General features: G+C 37.0%; 20 protein-coding genes. 6 read left to right on the forward strand and 14 right to left on the reverse strand.

The window, feature by feature from the left end; all coding sequences use genetic code 11:
- Nucleotides 1-179 precede the first annotated feature (179 nt).
- Nucleotides 180-1,460 (reverse strand): serine hydroxymethyltransferase, encoded by a 1,281-nt coding sequence (gene glyA / locus CLV62_RS10715; protein ID WP_110310778.1) that lies wholly within the window; start codon nt 1,458-1,460, stop codon nt 180-182.
- A gap of 295 nt (nt 1,461-1,755) precedes the next feature.
- On the opposite strand from glyA, the gene CLV62_RS10720 reads away from it, so the two are divergent.
- Complete coding sequence (locus CLV62_RS10720; RefSeq protein WP_110310779.1) at nt 1,756-2,127, forward strand: nuclear transport factor 2 family protein; 372 nt, start codon at nt 1,756-1,758, stop codon at nt 2,125-2,127.
- A gap of 5 nt (nt 2,128-2,132) precedes the next feature.
- Here CLV62_RS10720 and CLV62_RS10725 read toward each other — a convergent pair whose 3' ends face one another.
- From CLV62_RS10725 to CLV62_RS10740, 4 genes are all read right to left on the reverse strand, one after another.
- Nucleotides 2,133-3,119 (reverse strand): FAD:protein FMN transferase, encoded by a 987-nt coding sequence (locus CLV62_RS10725; RefSeq protein WP_110310780.1) that lies wholly within the window; start codon nt 3,117-3,119, stop codon nt 2,133-2,135.
- A 7-nt stretch (nt 3,120-3,126) separates the two neighbouring features.
- Nucleotides 3,127-4,191, reverse strand: coding sequence for a chorismate synthase (gene aroC / locus CLV62_RS10730; protein ID WP_110310781.1), 1,065 nt, complete (start codon nt 4,189-4,191; stop codon nt 3,127-3,129).
- 215 nt (nt 4,192-4,406) lie between these two features.
- A complete protein-coding gene (locus tag CLV62_RS10735; RefSeq protein WP_110310782.1) occupies nt 4,407-5,123 on the reverse strand; it encodes a hypothetical protein in 717 nt (238 codons plus the stop codon).
- A gap of 215 nt (nt 5,124-5,338) precedes the next feature.
- Nucleotides 5,339-5,842 (reverse strand): phBC6A51 family helix-turn-helix protein, encoded by a 504-nt coding sequence (locus CLV62_RS10740; protein WP_170120045.1) that lies wholly within the window; start codon nt 5,840-5,842, stop codon nt 5,339-5,341.
- Nucleotides 5,843-5,903: 61 nt separating this feature from the next.
- Here CLV62_RS10740 and CLV62_RS10745 point away from each other — a divergent pair, with 61 nt between their 5' ends.
- The 3 genes from CLV62_RS10745 to CLV62_RS10755 all read left to right on the forward strand — a co-directional run bounded on the left by CLV62_RS10745 (nt 5,904) and on the right by CLV62_RS10755 (nt 10,858).
- Nucleotides 5,904-6,530, forward strand: coding sequence for a DMP19 family protein (locus CLV62_RS10745; protein ID WP_221409239.1), 627 nt, complete (start codon nt 5,904-5,906; stop codon nt 6,528-6,530).
- A 105-nt stretch (nt 6,531-6,635) separates the two neighbouring features.
- Nucleotides 6,636-8,288, forward strand: coding sequence for a peptide MFS transporter (locus CLV62_RS10750; RefSeq protein ID WP_110310784.1), 1,653 nt, complete (start codon nt 6,636-6,638; stop codon nt 8,286-8,288).
- 410 nt (nt 8,289-8,698) lie between these two features.
- Complete coding sequence (locus tag CLV62_RS10755; protein WP_110310785.1) at nt 8,699-10,858, forward strand: elongation factor G; 2,160 nt, start codon at nt 8,699-8,701, stop codon at nt 10,856-10,858.
- 165 nt (nt 10,859-11,023) lie between these two features.
- On the opposite strand, the gene CLV62_RS10760 is transcribed toward CLV62_RS10755, so the two are convergent.
- The 7 genes from CLV62_RS10760 to CLV62_RS10790 form a co-directional block, all read right to left on the reverse strand.
- On the reverse strand, nt 11,024-11,848 hold the full coding sequence (locus CLV62_RS10760; RefSeq protein WP_110310786.1) for an ROK family protein: 825 nt from the start codon (nt 11,846-11,848) through the stop codon (nt 11,024-11,026).
- Nucleotides 11,849-12,176: 328 nt separating this feature from the next.
- Nucleotides 12,177-14,306, reverse strand: a complete 2,130-nt coding sequence (locus CLV62_RS10765; RefSeq protein ID WP_110310787.1) for a M3 family metallopeptidase — start codon at nt 14,304-14,306, stop codon at nt 12,177-12,179.
- An 83-nt stretch (nt 14,307-14,389) separates the two neighbouring features.
- Entirely contained in the window at nt 14,390-14,905 is a 516-nt protein-coding gene (locus CLV62_RS10770; RefSeq protein ID WP_146212728.1) for a hypothetical protein, read from the reverse strand.
- Nucleotides 14,906-15,012: 107 nt separating this feature from the next.
- Complete coding sequence (era, locus tag CLV62_RS10775; protein WP_110310789.1) at nt 15,013-15,894, reverse strand: GTPase Era; 882 nt, start codon at nt 15,892-15,894, stop codon at nt 15,013-15,015.
- A 221-nt stretch (nt 15,895-16,115) separates the two neighbouring features.
- The gene (locus tag CLV62_RS10780) at nt 16,116-17,108 is read right to left on the reverse strand and encodes a beta-ketoacyl-ACP synthase III (protein WP_110310790.1); all 993 of its coding nucleotides are present in this window, start codon (nt 17,106-17,108) and stop codon (nt 16,116-16,118) included.
- Between the two features lie 157 nt (nt 17,109-17,265).
- Entirely contained in the window at nt 17,266-17,451 is a 186-nt protein-coding gene (gene rpmF, locus CLV62_RS10785; RefSeq protein WP_110310791.1) for a 50S ribosomal protein L32, read from the reverse strand.
- 43 nt (nt 17,452-17,494) lie between these two features.
- Nucleotides 17,495-18,082 (reverse strand): YceD family protein, encoded by a 588-nt coding sequence (locus tag CLV62_RS10790; RefSeq protein ID WP_110310842.1) that lies wholly within the window; start codon nt 18,080-18,082, stop codon nt 17,495-17,497.
- Nucleotides 18,083-18,435: 353 nt separating this feature from the next.
- On the opposite strand from CLV62_RS10790, the gene CLV62_RS10795 reads away from it, so the two are divergent.
- Both CLV62_RS10795 and udk read left to right on the forward strand, forming a co-directional pair.
- Nucleotides 18,436-19,020 carry a DUF4294 domain-containing protein gene (locus tag CLV62_RS10795; protein WP_110310792.1) on the forward strand — a complete coding sequence of 195 codons (585 nt, stop codon included), beginning with the start codon at nt 18,436-18,438 and terminating at the stop codon, nt 19,018-19,020.
- Between the two features lie 84 nt (nt 19,021-19,104).
- A complete protein-coding gene (gene udk / locus CLV62_RS10800; RefSeq protein WP_110310793.1) occupies nt 19,105-19,713 on the forward strand; it encodes a uridine kinase in 609 nt (202 codons plus the stop codon).
- Between the two features lie 62 nt (nt 19,714-19,775).
- Here udk and CLV62_RS10805 read toward each other — a convergent pair whose 3' ends face one another.
- Nucleotides 19,776-20,891 carry a TlpA family protein disulfide reductase gene (locus tag CLV62_RS10805; RefSeq protein WP_170120046.1) on the reverse strand — a complete coding sequence of 372 codons (1,116 nt, stop codon included), beginning with the start codon at nt 20,889-20,891 and terminating at the stop codon, nt 19,776-19,778.
- 74 nt (nt 20,892-20,965) lie between these two features.
- Entirely contained in the window at nt 20,966-22,048 is a 1,083-nt protein-coding gene (locus CLV62_RS10810) for a hypothetical protein (protein ID WP_110310795.1), read from the reverse strand.
- Nucleotides 22,049-22,080 lie beyond the last annotated feature (32 nt).

Here is a 22,080-nt window from a genome sequence, read left to right on the forward strand (position 1 = left end):
TTTTACCGTATCAAAATAAAAAACACAGATGAAGCCTTTAAACCTCAACTGTGCCTTTTTAAGATGTATGTTAAATCACTAACTCAATTAAGCAATTGAAAGTAGTTAATAATATATTCCTAAGCTATAACAGGCTATACTGTTACATACTTGCCAAAGTTGCGAAAAGGTCTGAGACCTTACCAAGCAAACAATGGGTAATCTTTCATCATTTGATTTACCTTCTCATGTACAGCCTTAATCGTTTTTTCGTCTTCGTGATTAGCTAGTACTGTATCAATCATTTCTACAATATCGCCCATCAAACCATCCTTAACACCACGAGTCGTAATAGCAGGAGTACCGAAACGTAAACCCGATGTAAGGAATGGGCTACGGCTATCAAAAGGCACCATATTCTTGTTCGTAGTAATATCTGCTGCCACAAGAGCTTTTTCTGCAACTTTACCTGTCAATTCAGGGAATTTACTTCTTAAATCAACTAGTATCAAGTGATTGTCTGTACCTTCCGATACTATTTTATATCCTTTATCAGCAAAAGCCTGTGCCATTACAGCAGCATTCTTTTTAACTTGTGCCTGATATACTTTATAGGATGGATCTAATGCCTCAGCAAAAGATACCGCTTTAGCTGCGATAACATGCTCAAGAGGTCCACCTTGTATTCCAGGAAATACAGCAGAATCCAATAAAGCCGACATCATACGGGTTTCTCCTTTTGGAGTTTTCTTTCCGAAAGGATTTTCGAAATCTTTACCTATCAATATAGCTCCACCACGAGGTCCGCGTAGAGTCTTATGGGTTGTAGTAGTTACAATATGTGCATATTCAAGAGGGTTATTTAAAAGACCCGCAGCAATTAGTCCCGCAGGGTGAGCCATATCAACCAGGAAAATAGCATTGATAGAATCTGCAATCTGACGGATACGGGCATAATCCCAATCACGAGAGTACGCCGAAGCACCTGCAATAATCAATTTTGGTTTCTCAGCCTTAGCAACAGCTTCCATTTGATCATAATCAACCTCTTCGTTATCTTGTCTTACATTATATTCCAGTGCATGGAACATCAACCCCGAAAAGTTAACGGGCGAACCGTGTGAAAGGTGACCTCCATGAGAAAGATTCAATCCTAAAAATTTATCGCCTGCCTGAAGACATGCCAAAAATACTGCAGCATTTGCCTGAGCACCCGAGTGAGGTTGTACATTTGCCCATTCAGCTCCAAAAATTTGTTTCAAACGATCTATAGCCAATTGCTCGCTAAGGTCAACTATTTCGCAACCTCCATAATAACGTTTGCCCGGATATCCTTCGGCATACTTATTAGTTAAGCACGATCCCATAGCATCCATTACTTGTTGGCTCACAAAATTCTCTGAAGCGATAAGTTCAATTCCTTTTAGTTGGCGCTGGTGTTCTCTTTCAATAATATCAAAAATTGCAGTATCTCTTTTCATTATATAAGAAAGTTTTAAAGGTCGCTGACCTGTTTATTATTTTTCTGATTAAAGGTCGTTGACCTCTTTATTGCTTGTATTGTTAAGAATAAAGTTATTCGGCAATACTAAAAATACGCTTACAAATTTACTACATTATTTTTCATTTCCCTGACTATATGAGTAATATTTTCACCCTCAGCAACCATTCTGAAAACTCATTGCTATATAATTAAAATGGGGCTTTTGTTCGCAACTGATTTTTCTTTCGGGAAAAACAGTACTTTTGTAGAATAGATAAAATAATAAAGAAAACATGAACACATCCGATAAAACCACAATCGAACAACTCGAAATTCAATTACTGGACGCCATGCGCCATGCTAATGTAGAAACATTGGATAAGCTTATTCACCCTGACTTGCTTTTCAACAGCGCAATGGGGCAAACCGTTACCAAAGAAATAGACTTACAATCGTATAGCAGTGGGCTCATGAAGGTAGACAGCATCAGTGCTTCCGATCAACAGATCAATATAATTGGAGATACGGCGGTAGTTGCAGTAACAATAGATATGAATGGCGAATACGGAGTTCAACCGATTTCCGGAAAAGTTCGTTTCCTTAGAGTATGGAAACAGTTCGATAATAGTTGGCAGGTTATTGCAGGAAGCAGTGTAATGATATAAAGAGATTATCGGACTCGGTATTTCTCGAAGTCAGACGAATTTACAAGCGTCAAACTATCATTCCCCGAATCTAGGATCAGCAGATAAGATAAATTCGCTTTTTCAGCTATACTCCTTATGTTTGCAGTATCGGCAAGCATAAATACGGTTGCATAGGCATCTGCCGTCATACAATCATCAGCAATAACAGTTGCACTTAAGATATTCGACTCCGATGGATAACCTGTCTTAGGATTGATTGTATGTGCGTATTTCTTACTATCCTTTATGTAGAAGTTACGATAGCTGCCCGATGTAGCCATTGATTTGTCGCACAATTGTATAATGGCCTGTAATTCTCTGTGAGCGGGTGCTTTTTCATCCATTGGCTTATCTATTCCGATATGCCAGTATTCACCTTTAGCATTTACGCCTCTTGCTGTTACCTCTCCACCAATCTCAATCATATAATCGGCTATGCCATACGATTCGAGCAGATTTGCAATAACGTCGGTTGAGTAACCTTTAGCAATGGCAGATGTATTGATCTGAATACGAGGATCGGTTTTTATTACCTGTCCATCTTGAAATTGTATTTTATCGTACCCTACAATCGACTTAAGACTATCAATCATTTCGGGAGTAACATTCTCCAGATTCTTAAAGCCAAAGCCCCAGGCATTAATCAGCGGAGATACTGTTATATCAAAAAGCCCGTCGGAAACCTTAGAAACCTCTTGTGCCTTATTAAATACATTCACAAAGAAACTGTCTAACACAACCGCTTCATTGTTATTCACTTTAGATATAATAGAAGTAGGCTTGAACGGATTCAACGAATTATCGAACTTTGCTAATTCTGCCTCTATTTCAGATTTGAGAGAATGGCTGTATTTATATTTTATAGAATAAGTGGTATGAAAAATCTCCCCTTTGTCCTCAACATAAGAAACTTGTTTCCCGTTACATGAGACAAGCCATACAGTGAAGCACAAAAGTAACAGTTTTTGCATACACTTATCAGCGGGCTTTATTCAACAAGTAATAATCGAGAATAGTCATAGCTGCCATTGCTTCAACAATAGGCACAGCACGGGGAAGCACACAAGCATCATGACGTCCGCGAGCCTTAATATCAGCCTCATTTCCTTCCTGATCTACCGTATGTTGTTGCATCAATATGGTTGCAACAGGCTTAAACGCCACTCTGAAATAAATATCCTGTCCGTTTGAAATTCCACCTTGAATACCTCCCGAATGGTTGGTACGAGTATCTATCGTCCCGTCTTTGTCATAAAACTCATCGTTCACTTCCGAGCCTCTGTGATTTACGTCAAAGCCATCCCCATACTCAAAACCTTTAACGGCATTGATACTTAACATGGCATTTCCCAAAGCCGCATGAAGCTTACCGAATACAGGTTCACCCAATCCTACAGGAGTTCCCTTGATTACACAAGTAATAACACCGCCGATTGTATCACCCTTCGATTTCACTTCATTTATCAGTGTAATCATTTCCTCTGCTTTCGCAGCATCGGGACACCTAACGGGAGTATCTTCAATAGTATTCAAATCATATTCAGAATATAGTTTCTCTAATTTAATACCGCCTACCTGAGAAGTATATGCAGTTATAGAAACATTCAATTGATTCAATGCCAATTTAGCTAAAGCTCCAGCAACACAACGGGCAATAGTCTCACGAGCCGAAGAACGACCTCCTCCCCTATGGTCTCTTATCCCGTATTTTTGCTGGTACGTATAATCCGCATGAGACGGACGATACAGAGCTTTCATATTATCGTAATCAGACGAATGCTGATTAGCATTCCATATAATAAAACCAATGGGAGTTCCCGTAGTTTTACCTTCGAAAATACCCGATAGAAACTCTACCTTATCGGCTTCATTTCGGGGTGTAGTTATTTTTGATTGTCCCGGACGACGACGATTCAATTCATTCTGAATAAAATCCATATCCACCTCAATGCCTGCAGGACAGCCGTCAATTATGCCTCCTATGCCTGCACCATGAGATTCACCGAAAGACGTTAACCGAAATATATTGCCAAAAGTATTCATATCCTTATTAAATAATAGTAATTAGTTACAAGTTACTTCGCCCTCAGGGCAGTTACAAGTTACGAGTAAACTGTTGACTGACAACTATTAGCCGATATTCAGTAAATAGTCACAGGAACTTAAGTACTACAAAGATACAGAAAAATGAAAGTAAATCGCAACTTCAACTGTACATATAAGTAATGGTAAATATTTTCCTTTGCTTATTATACACCTCAAAATCCGAAAATATATCCGACCGAATAAAACATCTGATTCCCATAAGGGCTCCAATCATTCTGAACCACATCGTAATGAATCATCATAGTGACAGCCCCATTACGTCCGGAAGGAATATTTACACCACCTCCGACCAATACGCAAGGAACGGTTTGCGAATCAAGCGACTGTCCTCCTACACTTCCCCACATCTGATAGATTTCGGGCTGTACCTGCAATGAGATAAAACGGATCGGGTGAATCCTTGCAAAAGTATTCAAACCCAAGTAGTTTTGCGAAAAGTCACTCCCGTGAGAGTTATCTCTATAATAGAAATAACCGACTCCTCCTCCGGCAGTAAAGTAACGGTTAAACTCATAACCAACCTGCGGAGAGATATTGACAGATGCATAACCACTGCCAAATGCCATACCAAACGAACCTCCGAATACCATTCTGCCTTGGCTCTGTCCACCACTGTAGCTTAACGGCTGTTGTGCAGGCTTCGACTGAGACGTTTGTTGTTGCTGCTGTACAGGCTGCTCTATTTTATACAGAGGTTGCTGGGATTGACTCTCTCTCGGATCGGCAACTGTATCGTAACGAAACAATTGCACTTGATCCTTTGCGGGAGCAGGAATCGTGTCATAACGAAAGGCTTTCGTATCCGTTTGCCCTAAGCAGTCTGATACTCCCAGAATGAAGGTCACTAACAAAACAAGTAAATTTTTCATATACTTAGATGGCATTAGGTGTTTATTATTTAACTTTATTAACATTCAGCTTATTGAATAAGTTCAGATTTACTCTATAAAAGTAATAAAAGTTGCAATAAGGTTACAAAGGTACATCATAAACCTGTGTATATAGTATACTTTTGTCACTTAGCAAACAATTGATTTTCAACACACAAGAATTTAAAAAGTAACAAAAGTAACAAAAGTGACACCTAACACGAACTTTTTTTCTCACTCAGATTCTTTTGTAACCTTTCCAGATCGCGTTTGGTCTTTTCGCTGTCTACGGTTATCACTAACGGACTCGGTGCCTGTGCCTGTTTCCTGCTTTTAGACTCGTTATATCCTCCCGACAGAGAATAGACGATAGCCGATGTTTCGGGTACGCAGTATTTCTCTTTTACCACATATTCTTTTACTACGAGGCTATCAGGGTCATCGCTGTCCTTGGATGCCACATAAGTTGTTTTTGTTTCTACCTGCCTGTACCCTTCCAGCTTTTGCCGCATCGACTGACGGGCTTTTTGTTTCAGTTTTTCTTCACGTGCTTCTACAGCTTGATCCAAGGCTTCGGCAAAAGCGGATTTGGTTGCTTTCCATTCATAAAACATTTTCCGGCTAATGCCCACAATACGGCATATCTCAGTTATTGTATAATTGTCTTCTTCTATCAGTGCGGCAATTTTCTCGACTAATGATTGGTTAAATTTCCCCATAATGCTTTCTTTTATAGATAAAAACATAATTAACTTTGTAGAAATTCAATAATCCAATCTAATGAAAACATTACCATCTAAACTTTCTATTATCCTATTGTTACTTGTTACTCTTTTAGGATGTAAACAAAAAAATGAAAACAACATTACCGATAAACAAATAGAAGAATCGGTCAGGGCATTTGAAAACAGAACAATATACAAAAAGTTAACTAAAGAAATTATTGATTCAGCCAATGATAATGAACTAGAGATGATTGTATATGATAATATATGCAGCCGTTTCAACTCCGACTACAGCAACGATTATGAAGTCGTAAAAGGCTTATCGAAAGGACAACAGGCTATATATTCCATATGGTGGGTAGAAGCAGAGGTTAATAATGGCGGATTCAATCAGTTTTATTTTAATTCGAGCGGAAAATTTGCAGAAATGGCTATAGACGGTTTTAAAGTAATTGGTGCAAACAAATTTGCTGACTTAATGATTGAAGCAAATAAGATATATAATGAAAATAAAGAAATTCTGGAAGGGTTTGATGATGGAACTGTCGAAAGTTTCAGTAAATCTTATGAAGATAATCCTCTGGACAATATGGATCAAAAATTCTATGAAATATACAACGAAGAGAATTTATCTGAATTAAGGATCACATACATAAGAAAGAATTATACAGAGTTTATTTAAAAAGTGTCATTCTAAAACCTCGATCGGGTATTTTTAGACATATACCTTTTCATATCCGGCTCAGAACTTTATCTTTGTATAAATCTGAAAAAATCGAAATATAAAATGACTGAAAATCTAACTTCTCCAAAGGAAAGCATATCACATCCAAAAGGCTTAAAATATCTGTTCCTTACCGAAATGTGGGAACGATTCGGGTATTACCTCATGCTCGGAATATTTGCACTCTATCTGATAGATGCAGATGGCATGGGCTTATTAAAAAAAGATGCTTATGATATTGTAGGTACCTATTTAGGATTGGTGTATATTACTCCGTTTCTGGGAGGATTGATAGCCGATAAACTACTCGGGTATCGCAAATCGATCATTATAGGAGCCATACTTATGTCTGCCGGATATTGTACACTTGCCATTCCGGGAAGTACAGCCATGTGGATAGCCCTACTCCTTATTATTGTAGGTAACGGTTTTTTCAAACCAAATATTTCTACTTTACTGGGTAATCTATATACAGAAGAAAAATACAAGGCAAAAAAAGATGCAGGCTATAGCATCTTTTACATGGGTATTAATGTGGGAGCATTCGTGTGTAATTTCGTCGCAGCATATATGCGCAACAACTATGGATGGGGTTATGCATTCATAGCAGCCGGTATAGGTATGCTTATCGGTCTGATCGTCTTCCTGATGGGCACACGACATATAAAAGAAGCCGATATTATAAAAAAGACAAACGACTCCAATTCCGATATAACCAAAGTATTACTCTATGTATTTGCTCCTGCCATAGCCTTTGGAGCATTGGGATGGTTAATTCCCGGAAATATTTTCGGATCGGATTCCAACGATGCATTCTTATTCGGATGTATACCCGTTATATTTTTCTATGCTTCATTGATATTCAGATCCCCCAAAGAAGAACGGTCTCAAATAAAAGCACTTTTGAGTATTTTCCTCATCATGGTAGTATTCTGGACAGTGTTCAAACAAAATGCAACTGCCCTGACTACTTTTGCCGAAAGTTATACCGAACGATCGATAACCCCTGCCGTAGCCAAAATAGTTAAACCCGTTGGGATGGTACAAGAGGCACAATACACAAAAGACTCTGTCATTGTGATGGATCACACTTTGAAAGCTGTAACAGATGCCAACGGTAATACTCTGAAGGCGTACGATTATCCTCATTATTTCATCAATCAATCACCCCAGAATTTACCTCAGGAAGGAGAAAAAGTAAACCTGATTTCTACCGAAATATTCCAATCTATAAACCCATTCTTTATAGTTATACTTACCCCTGTTGTCTTAAGTTTCTTTTCGAGACTTCGAATAAGAGGACGAGAACCCTCTACTCCCGCCAAAATGGGATGGGGATTACTCATCACAGGACTTTCATCTCTCGTTATGGCTGCATCGGTTATCTATACGGATATTTATACAGACAAAGCCTCTGCCCTATGGCTCATCGGCACATACGGAGTAGTCACTGTCGGAGAACTATTAATAAGCCCCATAGGCTTATCGTTGGTATCAAAAGTCAGCCCAAAGAGCATTACCTCGTTTATGATGGGTGGATGGTTTTTATCGACCTCCATCGGAAATAAACTGAGCGGAATGGTTGCCGGAATGTGGGATATGTTCGATAACAAAGAATATTATTTTCTGATGAATTTCGGAGCATGCGTTGTAGCCGCCCTTGCCATTATGATGCTTGTGAAATGGTTGCGGAATATTATTGATCAGCATTCGTAAGAAGAATCAAATATCTCATTTATCATAAAAGAGGTCGGTATTATATGAATATCGACCTCTTCTGTTTTACAGAGGGTAAATAACCTGCTGAAAAACATACTATTTTACCTCAGCTAAGATAGTCTCATCAAAAGAACATTTATTAATTTTGAGAAAATGCTGATGAGCATTTGTTTCCTAAACCTTATTGAGTTTGAATATTTAAAATAGTTGAGAGTATTTAATCATATTCTCAAAATATAATAGGCTGTAGTTTTTATACTGACTGAAGTAATAAAAGATCTGTGACCTTATACAAGTAAAAGAAAATATTTAATGCAACATTTCAGAGCCGTAACTAACTATCGTTGTTACACCAGCCAAAGCAATAAATAGTTCTGCGAACTTAAATCCTATAAATATTTATTACCATGAGAACTTACCAAACTAACGAAATCAAAAACATTGCAATTCTTGGGAGCTCCGGCTCCGGGAAAACCACTCTTGCCGAAGCAATGCTTTTCGAGGCAGGAGTTATAAAACGTAGAGGCACTGTGAAAAGCGGAAATACAGTCACCGATTATTTTCCCGTTGAAAAAGAGTATGGATATTCGGTCTTTTCGAGTATCTTTTCTGTTGAATGGATGAACCGTAAACTCAACTTTATCGACTGTCCGGGAGCGGATGATTTTATAGGCAATGTAGTTACATCGCTCAATGTTATGGATACTGCACTCATGGTATTAAATGCTCAATATGGGATAGAAGTTGGCACAGTCAATCAATTAAGGTATATTCAGAAATTTCAAAAACCGGTGATGTTCATCGTCAACCATCTCGATCAGGAGAAAGCCGATTTCGACAGCGTAGTATCTCAGCTAAAAGCCAATTATGGCGAAAAAGCTGTACTTATACAATATCCGATCAATTGCGGACCCGATTTTAATGCCATAGTAGATGTCCTCAAAAAGAAAATGTACAGGTGGAAACCCGAAGGAGGCGTTCCCGAAGTACTTGAAGTTCCCGAAGAAGAAAAAGACAAAGCCGAAGAACTGCACCAAAAATTAGTTGAAGCAGCAGCAGAACACGAAGAAACGTTGATGGAAAAATTCTTCGAACAAGGTACACTCACCGAAGAAGAAATGCGCTTCGGAATCCGTAAAGGGCTCGTTCAGAGAGATATTTTCCCCATATTCTGTGTTTGTGCCGAACGAGATATGTGCGTAAGGCGTACCATGGAATTCCTCGGCAACGTAGTTCCCTATGTGGTCGATATGCCCTTCCCTGAAAATACAGAAGGCGAAGAAATTAAACCCGACGCCAATGGTCCTACAAGCTTATTCTTTTTCAAATCGACAGTAGAGCCTCATGTAGGTGATATTTCTTACTTTAAAGTGATGAGCGGAAAAGTGAAAGAAGGCGACGACCTTATAAATGCAGATAGAGGATCAAAAGAGCGTATCGGACAATTATTCATGGTTGCAGGTCAGCAACGCACCAAAGTAGAGGAACTTGTTGCAGGAGATATAGGAGCCACCGTAAAACTGAAAGATGTGCGCACAGGTAACACACTGAACGGAAAAGGAGCTGATAATCAGTTCGACTTCATTAAATACCCCAACCCCAAATACCGCAGGGCAATAAAAGCCGCCAACGAAAGAGACTCCGAAAAACTGAGCGAAGCTCTACAACGGATGCACGAAGAAGACCCTACATGGCTCATCGAGAACTCGAAAGAGTTAAAACAACTCATAGTGTCGGGACAAGGTGAATTCCATTTAAAGACTCTAAAATGGAGAATAGAAAACAACGATAAAATAGCAATCGTATATTCAGAACCTAAAATTCCATACCGTGAGACTATAACAAAACCATCCAGAGCCGAATACCGCCACCGAAAACAATCGGGAGGTGCAGGGCAATTTGGTGAAGTACATATGATTGTTGAACCTTACACGGAAGGTATGCCTGTACCCGACACCTACAAATTTAACGGGCAGGAATTTAAAGTACAATCGAGAGACATTCAAACCTATGATCTCGATTGGGGAGGAAAGCTCGTCTTTGTCAACAGTATTGTAGGAGGAGCCATCGACAATCGATTTGTTCCGGCGATTATTAAAGGAATAATGGCACGCCTCGAACAAGGCCCTTTAACAGGCTCATATGCCCGAGATGTACGTGTCATAGTTTACGATGGTAAGATGCACCCTGTAGATTCCAATGAAATATCATTCATGCTTGCCGGGCGTAATGCGTTTAACGAAGCTTTCAGAAATGCAGGACCTAAAATTTTGGAACCCATATCGGACGTTACAGTTTTTGTTCCTTCCGACAAAATGGGAGATGTAATGAGCGACATTCAAAACAGAAGGGGTATAATTCAGGGGATGGAAAGCGACAAAGACATTGAAGTCATAAATGCTAAAGTACCTTTGAAAGAAATGTCCAACTACTCTATAACTCTTAGTTCTCTTACCGGAGGACGGGCTTCATTCATCATGAAATTCTCAAAGTATGAATTAGTTCCCGCCGATGTACAAGAAAAGCTCTTGAAAGAGTATGAAGAAACTCAAAAAGCCGAAGACTAAAAGTCGTTGACCTTTTTATTGCTTTGATTAGTAACATGGATAGTTATAGCTAAGAAATATAGATATACATATTTCTTCTTACTGCACAAAGCATTACAAAAGAAAAAGGCAGATCTCTGAATTATATATTCTTAGAAATCTGCCTTTTTTATATTTTTTATCTGATCAGGGAATAAGGGACGCAGCCCCCAACAAACTAATATCTTCTTTGGATGAAAGTAATATCTTCATTCGAGCCAAAGCCAAAGGATAAGGATAAGTAGACAGATTCTTATTCATGCCCCCTTCAAAGTATTTATACCCTTTTGAGATTCCTCCTCCGAGAATTACAGCTTCAGGGTCATACATATGCATTATCACCTGAATCATATTACCTATATGATGCCCAAATTCCTCCCACATATTCAGTGCTTCCTGCTCGTTATTCTCAGCTCTCAAATAGGCAATGTGACCGGTAGTATTATATCGTTGAAAAAATTTAGCCGCACAATAGTGTTCGTAATTACTATCCAAATAAGGTATTAAGCCAATCTCACCTGCACCGGTATTCAGTCCCTCGTACAAAACATCGTTAATAACAATACCTGCTCCAAGCCCTGTACCAAGAGTTACACCTATAATATTACGATAGGGAGTGCATTCACCATAGTATCTTTCGCCAAAAGCAAAACAATTACAATCGTTATTTACACGTACCGGTATCTTAAATTCTGATTGAAGGATATCTTTCAAATGCACCTCCTGCCACGAAGGAACATTACCTGCCTTGTAAACAATTCCCTTTTTGGAATCGACAACGGAAGGAACTCCTATACCGATCCCTTTTATATTTGAGTTCATCAATCGTCCAATAGTAGTAATCAAGAAATCTATAGTTTCTTCAACTGTTTTATCATACGGAAAAGGTTCCGATATCTTACGGTAGATCACTCCACCTTCAACTATACCTACTCTTATATTCGTAGCACCCAAGTCAACTCCTATTGTCATATTTTTTCTGTTAAAGACTTTAGAGAATAGATTCTTCGAAAAAAAAGATATACTCTAAATTAAAGGTTAAAAAACTTATTCAGCTCATAGCTGATATAATATTAAAATTATTTGATTTTCCTTATTCCTGATAAAATTTAATACAAATATAAACAAAATATCAGATTGAGTGTAATTACAATAGCCATTTAACATGGTGTAAAGACAGCTAAACACACATATTTCAAATCGCAACCAATTAATATACAATCAGATCAAAATAGTACAAAAAAAAGGGAAGTCTTAACACTTCCCTTTCTTATATAGATAGCTGACAAAGTCTATAATCTTACTTGATAAAACCTCTGTTTTTCAACAAATAAATAGGATTAGGCTCTGCACCTCTGAAAATCTTGTACAAAGTCATCGGATCCTCTGAACCACCTTTTGACAAGATATTATCACGGAACGATTGTCCTGTTGTTCTGTCAAAAACACCTTTTTCTACGAAAGCTTCAAAAGCGTCGGCATCCAATACCTCAGACCACAAATAACTATAATATCCGGCAGAATATCCACCATCAAAGATATGTGCGAAATAAGTACTCTTATATCTTGGAATAATCTCAGAAATAAGACCTATTTTATTCATTTCGTTTGATTCGAATGCATCCACATCAAAATCTTGTTGCTCAGTTATTACATGCCATTTCATGTCAAGAAGAGCAGCAGCAACAATTTCGGTAGTTTCAAATCCCGAATTAAAATTGGTAGCCTCCTGCATTTTAGCAATTAAAGCATCGGGAATAACTTCCCCTGTTTGATAATGCTTTGCATATAGCTTCAATACCTCAGGATGCAACGCCCAATGTTCGTATATTTGAGAAGGAAGTTCTACAAAGTCACGAGACACAGCAGTACCCGACAAACCATTATAATTTACACTTGATAATAAGCCATGCAACCCATGCCCGAATTCATGGAAAAGAGTTGTCACTTGTTCCAAAGTCAACAAAGAAGGTTTATCCTCGGTAGGCAAAGCAAAATTACCTACATTATAAATAATAGGATTCACAAACTCACCATTCTTCACACTTTGTTTACGGAAGCTGCCCATCCAGGCACCATTGCGTTTACTTGCACGAGGAAAGTAATCCAGATAAAGAACTCCGATAAAAGAGCCGTCTGCATCTATCACATCAAAAGCCTGAACATCCTTATGGTAAATCGAAACCTCAGATGAAGGTTTAAATGTAATTCCGTATAACTTATTAGCAACAAGGAATGCTCCATCGCGCACATTATCTACCATAAAATAGGGCTTCAATGCCTCTTCGTCCAAAGCATATTTTTCCTTACGAAGTTTTTCAGTATAATACCACCAGTCCCAAGAAGCTAATTGGAAATTACCACCGTCACGATCGATCATCTTTTGAAGTTCGGAAGCTTCTTTTTTAGCCTGAGGTAAAGCATATTCCCAGATATTATTCAATAAACCGAATACATTATCTGGAGTTTTAGCCATTGTTTCATCAAGAACATAATCTGCATGAGATTTATAACCTAAAAGATTAGCTTTCTCTAATCTCAGATTAACAATCTTATTGATGTTCTTTTTATTATCGAATTCGTTATTATTGTTACCACGACTATACATAGCCTTGTACAATTTTTCACGTAAGTCTCTGTTATCTGCATATTGAAGAAAAGGCAACCAACTGGGTTTACTCAACGTAAATACCCATTTACCATCCATTCCTTTTTCCTTAGCTGTTTTTGCTGCAATATTAATAACATCAGATGATAATCCGGACAAGTCCTTAGAATTATCTATTACCAATTCATAGTTATTTGTTTCTGCCAAAAGATTCTTTCCGAAAGAAAGTGAAAGCAAACTCAACTCTTTATTTATTTCACGTAAACGATCTTTTTGAGCCGCATCCAATGCAATACCCGAACGAACAAATCTCTTATAGTATTTTTCAACCAAGCGTTTTTGTTCCGTAGTTCTCGCAGGATTCAAACTATCTGCATATACTATTTTTATGCGTGCAAAAAGCGGTTCGTTCAAATAAATATTATCATCGTGCTCCGACAACAACGGAGATATTTCCTCAGCTATTTTCTGAATATCCGGATCACTCTGAGCACCACGAATGGCTCCAAATACTGATGATACTCTATCTAATATCTCTCCACTTTCGTCCAAAGCTACTACTGTATTTTCGAAAGTAGCAACATCTCTTTTTCTGGTGATGGCATTTATTTCTGCAGCTTGTTGCTCGATGCCTTTAACAAAAGCAGGCTTGTAATCTTCTTTTTTAATTAAGTCGAAAGGAGGAGTACCGTTAGGTGTTTTAAACGCCTCTAAGAAAGGATTCTTTGCATCCATTTGTTTAATATTATTCTGATTATCTTGTGCATAACTCAGTGTCGTCATTATAGTCAGACTAAAGAGGAATAAAAACTTTTTGATCATAAATTCTTGTAATTTATATGTAGATTAAGGTCTCAGACCTTTTATTATTACTTTAAAATTAATAACATTCGTCATTCGACAATTCAGGGAGTCATTTCATCTACCTGAATAATTCCGGCTGTGTTTAAACTATCTATCTCACTATCGGGCAACCATCCTTCTTTTGTTGAAAAATAGGTATATAAAGAACAGGAAGTCCCATTTTCGATATCGCCACAATTCCTTAAAACTAATTTGGAGTCATCTATTTCCAATATTTCAACAATTTGCGAAGCTCCGTCAGTGGGGCTTACCATTACAAAGTGAGTATCATCAACCAGTTTCCACCGATCTTCGTAGATATCGGAACTATATTTTGAAAAAACGGTGTATAATTTATTTTCGTCATCAAAAAAGAGACTGGATATATCATCTCTTTTGAAAAATTCAACCTGAGTCAAAATTTCCTCTCCCACTTTTTCCTCTGTCCTTACAGAAAACAAGAACCAAGCACCCTGAGAGGTTAACCGTTGACTCATATCCATATCCATATCCTGTCCTTTCATATAAATGAAACAACATAACATGAGCGATATTATAACACCAATCTTTTTAATCATAATCTTAAGTAAATGAAAGTATTTAATGATATACTTCCGAATTGTAACAGACTATTGCTATCGTACTTACCAAGGTAACAGATAGGTTTGGGACCTTAAACTGTTAGTTAGTCAAGTCGATATCCGAAATTTCTCAGAATATTATCTCTGCTTCTCCAGTCTTTTTCGACCTTCACAAACATTTGCAGGAATATTTTCTTCTCAAAAAAGCGTTCCATATCCTGACGGGCCATTGCTCCTACTTTCTTCAAAGCAGCACCTTTATGTCCTATAATAATTCCTTTTTGAGAATCACGTTCCACGATAATAAGAATGCGTATATTAATAATATCTTTTTCTTCTTTAAACTCCTCAACTACCACTTCTACTGAATATGGAACTTCTTTCTGATAATAAAGTAAAATCTTTTCTCTTACTATTTCCGTAACAAAAAATCGTGCAGGACGATCCGTTAAAGCATCTTTCTCAAAGTAGGGAGGTGATTCAGGTATTAAATCAATAATACGACGTTTTACAAAATCGATATTAAACTTATTTAATGCCGAAATAGGATATATCTCAGCTTTTGGCAGCAATTCTTTCCAAGCCTCAACCAAAGTAACCAAATCATCCTGATTCGTTTGGTCTATCTTATTGATTAGCAACAACACAGGAGCTTCTACTTTCTGTACTTTTTGCAAGAAATCCTCATTCTTAGAAGTTTTCTCCACAACATCGGTCACATATAGCAATACATCGGCATCACCCAAGGCTGATTCCGAGAAATTACGCATCGATTCCTGCAACTTATAATTGGGGCGAAGTACTCCGGGAGTATCCGAATATACAATCTGATATTCTTCTGTATTTACAATTCCCAAAATACGGTGACGGGTAGTTTGAGCCTTCGACGTAATAATTGATATCTTTTCGCCAACTAACTCATTCATCAACGTTGATTTTCCAACATTGGGATTTCCTACAATATTTACAAAGCCTGATTTATGCATTCTTTTTTTCTTCTCTCAAAAATTTAGTTTAAAGTCTAAGACATGTTTATTATTTCTCTATCGGGAATATATACTGACAAGAACAGGCTCTATTCTTTCAAAACAGAGCAATTAAATATTCCCCAATACTTAAACACCTCATTAGACAACAAATATAGAATAAAAAAACGCACCTGACAAAGATGCGCTTTTCTATCTATATAAGATTTATATTTTTTCTATTATTTTCCGTCGTATGCCCACTTCAAATACACAGAACCCCATGTAAATCCGGCACCGAAGGCTGCAAGAATAATATTATCTCCTTTTTTCAATTTGCTCTCCCATTCCCATAAACAAATAGGAATAGTTCCTGCACTAGTATTCCCATATCTTTCGATATTTATCATCACCTTATCGCGGGACAATCCCATACGATTAGCGGCTGCATCTATAATTCTAAGATTGGCCTGATGAGGTACAAACCAGCTTACATCGTCTTTAGTCAGTTGATTACGCTCCATGATCTCAGCCGAAACATCAGCCATACGAGATACTGCGTGTTTAAACACAACCTGACCTTCTTGATATACATAATGCATACCTTTCTCAATAGTTTCTGCTGATGCAGGGAAAGCCGATCCACCGCCACATAAGTGAAGGTGTGGAGCACCAAATCCGTCGGTATGTAAAATAGTATCTATGATACCATAATCTTCTGCAGTAGGCTCTAACATTACAGCTCCTACAGCATCTCCAAACAACGGACAAGTGGTTCTATCTTTGTAGTTCGTAATTGCAGTCATTTTATCCCCGGCAACTACTATAACTTTCTTATATCTTCCTGATTTTATATAATTCGATCCGGTTTCCAATCCAAATAGGAAGCCCGAGCAAGCTGCTTGCAAATCAAAAGCTAAAGAATTTTTAATTCCACAACCATCAGCTACTAAAGCTGCTGTTGAAGGAAACTGAAAATCGGGTGTCGTTGTTGCAAAAATAATTACTTCGACATCTTCTGGTTTTGTATTTGTCTTGTCCAACAACTCTTGTACAGCACGTATTCCCATTACGGATGTGCCTTTACCTTCACCTCTCAGTACATGACGTTCCTTGATTCCTACGCGACTCATGATCCATTCATCATTAGTATCTACGAGTTTTTCAAGATCTTCATTAGTGATGACATCTTCGGGAACATAAGCTCCGATGCCTGTTATCGCTGCTTGAATCATATTTTCAGATATGTAAGTAACAGATTGTATTTAATGATATATTCGGCAAAGTAACAGTCTATTATTGTTATACTTGCCAAAGTATAAAAAAGGCCTGAGACCTTAAATTTATAAAAAAAAATGCCCTATTTAATTAGGGCTTTTATTGTTTAGACAATTAAAGAGCGACTTCTTTCTCAATTGCTAATTTTCCTCTGTAATACCCACAATCATTACAAACTGTGTGGTAAACATGCCATGTTCCACAATTAGGACATACTGCTAATGTTGGAGTTAGAGCTTTATCATGAGTTCTTCTTTTCGCCGATCTAGACTTCGATTGTCTATGCTTTGGATGTGCCATTTTATCTGTTTATTTAATTTAAATTTTTACTTTATTTATCGCCTTATTCTTCAATAAGTCCTTTTAAGGTATCCCACCGGGGATCAGTAGCCTCATTGGATTCTTCTTCAACCGAATCGTCAAAATCAGTATCATCAACATCCAGACTATCGTCTGAATCAGCATCTGCTGCAACAGCTTTGTGCTTATTAAGTTTCGAAGACATCATTTTATTGCATTTACCCGGAGCATGAACATGCTTCATCGGAAGGCTCAACATTACAAATTCATACAAGAACCATGCAATATTAATTTCACCTTCTTCTTCCGGTATAATTACAATTTCATCGCTTTCTTCCGAATATTCATGACCAAATTTCACAACCAGACGGTTGGTAGAGTTTGTTTCAATCAGAATATCATCTAAACAACGATCACAAGGAACATGAACTTCACCATTCAGAGTAAAACTAAACTCGAATGTCGAAGATACACTTTTCACTGTGACATCTACATTAACTTTGCCTCTTCTAATATCAGAATCAGCGTCGCCAATAGCTTTGAAGTATTGATCATCCAAAACGTACTCGAACTTATGAAGACCATCTGCCAGATTCCTTAACGGAATATTATAGAGACTAAATTTTCCCACTTTTTCAATTAATAAAAGAATGGTCGCAAAGATAAAAAACTTTTTCCTAATTACCATATTTCTTTCTAACTAAAAAAAGACTCACAGACTATATAAGTAATTCTAAATATTTAACACAATGATTTATCAACATAACTATCTCAGGTTGTTATGCCCAGCCAAAGCAATAAAAAGGTCTGCGACCTTAGTTAATATTTGAACATTGTATTCATATCTTATTTTTATATATTTATTTTGTTGTAATTATTATCTTTGAGCATCTTATTAAGATCATCAGAAAATAAAACAACATCAGATTTTCAGATCACTGATAAGATACAATAAATAGGTCTATGACCTGAACTGTTTATTCAATGCAAAAACTCTTATCCATAATACTACTCTATATCCTATGTATATTTTATACACAGGCACAAGAGCGTAGAATTATCCGTTACACATTCGAAGTAGTAAAAGGCGACACTCTGTTTAACGCATATCTGCCCGAGGCTATAATATTTCCTCCGCTCTACTTCAAAAACGAAAAGGAGAGGTTGGAGTATACCAAACTAGTACGCGATGTAAAGATAACCCTACCCTATGCCAAGCAGGTAGCACAAAACATTATTGAGACTTATGAATTCATGGAGACTTTACACGATAAGAAAGCAAAACAAAAACATCTTGAACAGACTCAAAAATTCATAATGGACTCCTATAAACCAAGGATGAAAAAACTGACCAAAAATCAAGGAAAGATTCTGGTTAAACTTATCGACAGGCAAACCAATTCGTCGGCATACGATATCATCAAATCTCTCACAGGAGGATTTAAGGCTACTGTTTACAATACCTTTGCAGGTGTTTTCGGCAACAACCTAAAAACTCAATACGAACCCAATGGTAAAGACAAGATGATAGAACGCATTGTAATAGAGATAGAGCAAGGAACACTCTAAAATTTTCGCCTCCGGAGTTTCACAATCCAAAGAATACAAATACTTTTGTAACAATTAAAGTATTTACAAATAAAAAAACGACTCATGTATATAATAGGTATTGCGGGAGGATCAGGTTCCGGAAAGACAACCTTAGTAGATGGCATATTAAGCCGCATCCCCCGGGAAGAAATTGCTATTTTACCACAAGATGCCTATTACAGAGACAACAGCGACATACCGTTAGAAGATCGGTTCAAGCTAAACTATGACCATCCCGATTCTATTGAATGGGAGTTAATGAGCAAGGATATCGAGTCACTAAAATCGGGACAAACGATCAACTGTCCAACCTATTCATATCTGACATGCGCTCGTCTGGAAGAAACAATACCAATCGCCCCTAAAAACATTCTATTAGTAGAAGGCATATTAATATATACCTCTCAAATGATTTGCGATCAACTGGATATGAAGATATTTCTGGAAGTACCTGCCGACCAACGTCTCACCCGCATCATTCAACGGGATATGGATTCACGTGGGCGTACAGCACTGGAGGTTATAGACCGTTATTACAAAACAGTCCGCCCTATGCACGAAGAATTCATAGAGCCATCGCGTCAACAAGCCGATATGCTTGTAATGGGTGGCGGATTAAATGAAAAAGCTGCCGAATTTATAGCAGCAGCTATTCTCGAAAAATTAAAATAACTTTATAATTAAATTATTATAGTAAGATTTATAGGTTCAAACAGCTCCTCAACTCTATTTCCTTATTGAGGGACATTATTTTCGCCATCTAAAACACTACTATACAACCACTTTAAATCCTCATCTTTACCAATATCTACTATTTTGGTTTTCTTTTCTCTGTCAACAAAACACAAACGAGGTATACTTTCGGCAGAATATCTTTCAATAACTTCGCCATATCGTTTCTCTGCAAGCAAGCTTCGCCAGGGAATATTTTCTTTTATCATCAAACTTTTCCACTGTTTCTCGGTTTCATTATCATCAACTGACACATAAACAATATCCAAGTATTGATGTAAATCATTATATATCTGCTTCAATGCAGGTATCAGTTTATGACAAGGACTACACCATGATGCTGAAAATATAACTAAAGTGTAATCGCTGCTATCTTTCACAATATCTTCTTCAATTCCGGTTTGCCAATCGGGAAGGCTCATATTATGAAAGACTTGAAAATTTTTCTTTTTTGAAATTTCTTTCAATATTCGTTTCCCATAGTAAGAATCTTGTAATTCAGGGGAAATTGTAGAATAAATATTTTCCAGTATAGATAAATTAAGATTAATCCCTATTGCAGAAAGGGTTAAAGCACTTCGAGTAGTTGGATATTTTTGTAAAATACCCAGATACACTTTAGCAACCTCTTCTCCCGGTAAAGTTCTCAGCGCGTGCACAAATTCTTCAACCATTTTCAAAGAATTGAAAACCTCCGAATCTCCTTCATATATAAGAAATTCATCTCTATATTCTTTTTCAGATGCAATATCAGTACGTTTTTGAAAGCATGCTTTTATATATGTATCGGGAACATCACTAAAAAAGAAAACATTACTACTTGTTTCAAAAGGATATTCGTCCAATGCAATATTGAAGCTAATGTTATATGCAATAGAATCTTCATTTGATTTATATCCGATAAACCTTGTAGATGTATACGTAGAAAATATGCTGTCGGGAACTATAAAAAGCCAACTTCTATCTTCTTGTTTAATACCATCGATAGGAAAAGAACTAAACTCGGCTTCTATTTTGTCATAATTAACACTATCTAACTGTATTCGTATATTATGATTTTGACAATAAACCACTATATGAACAAATAACAGAAAGATCGTTATTGTAAAGCTTCTCATAACTTGCATTTATTCAAAGAACAATTATTATTTTATTATTGAGAATTATATATTCTTCTTTGATCTTATTCTCTTCAACCCTTAAAGAACATCGGAGTATCTCCAAAAATAAAATTAGAGAATCCCGCCTCTTTAAATTTGTATTTAGCTAAAACGTCCTTTGCTATAGCTAAGAAAGCATCAAGATCATAGATGATAAAATCCATGTATGAGAAATAAAAACCTGTTGCCCCTCCTATAGATTCTGCAACCCTTTCCGCTTTTGCCTGTTTTAATATCTGGTCTTCAATTTCGGTTCTGAAAGGAACCATACGATCTTTCGGAACATTGATATTCTCATAAAACAAGAAACCGAAGACAATACCATCCGCATAAAAGTTACCAAACAATTCGGTTGATTTATTGTAAAAAGCATTTAACACCGGAAAACAAGATGAATAAGCGATATATATATCCTCTCTCAATTGCCAGTCTTTTGCTTTTGATGGAACCATTTCATAACCGGCACATCTTTCACAGATGTTTTCGATACGAAACCAGTTTTGTGCTACAATAGTATCATCCATCAACTTTTTGAGATCAGCGGCTGCTATTTTTTGAAAATCTTTCGTTGAGGATACAACAAAATCAATCGATCCTATATATTCCATCGTATAAGCTTCGCCAATCAATTGATCCAGATAAATAAAAAATATGCTATATCTTTTATTCTCCTCCAACTTCATCAATTGAGGGCACTGAACCTGCAAATTTACTTTCTGATGCTTCTCGTCCACATTATAATATAACACAATACTATCCGCCGAAAGAGACGTATCGTACATATTTATTGTAAAATCGCCCTTAGCCTTGGCTGGTTTAGTCGAATAGAAATTCCATTTTTTCAATAATACCTCCGGAGCCTGTTTCAACCAATATTCCAATTGAAACAATCTCGACCTATCTCCCTCGGGAGTTAAAATCAGTTCATGCTTTCCATCCTCATTAACACCCAATTCGAAAAATGCTTTACTAAAAGCAACGGACAAAAGACCATCAACATATTTTATCAATGTATCAGTTTCAACTTTGTCATCTATCATTTTTCTGACTTCGGACTCTTTTACAGTAAAGAGATCCCAAAACTTTGTTACTTTTTCCTTAAATGATACATTCATAAAATTATTTCTTTTTATAAAAGGCCTGAGAC

This window comes from Indolivaga alginatilytica (assembly GCF_003201355.1).
Lineage (GTDB): Bacteria > Bacteroidota > Bacteroidia > Bacteroidales > Dysgonomonadaceae > Dysgonomonas_A > Dysgonomonas_A alginatilytica.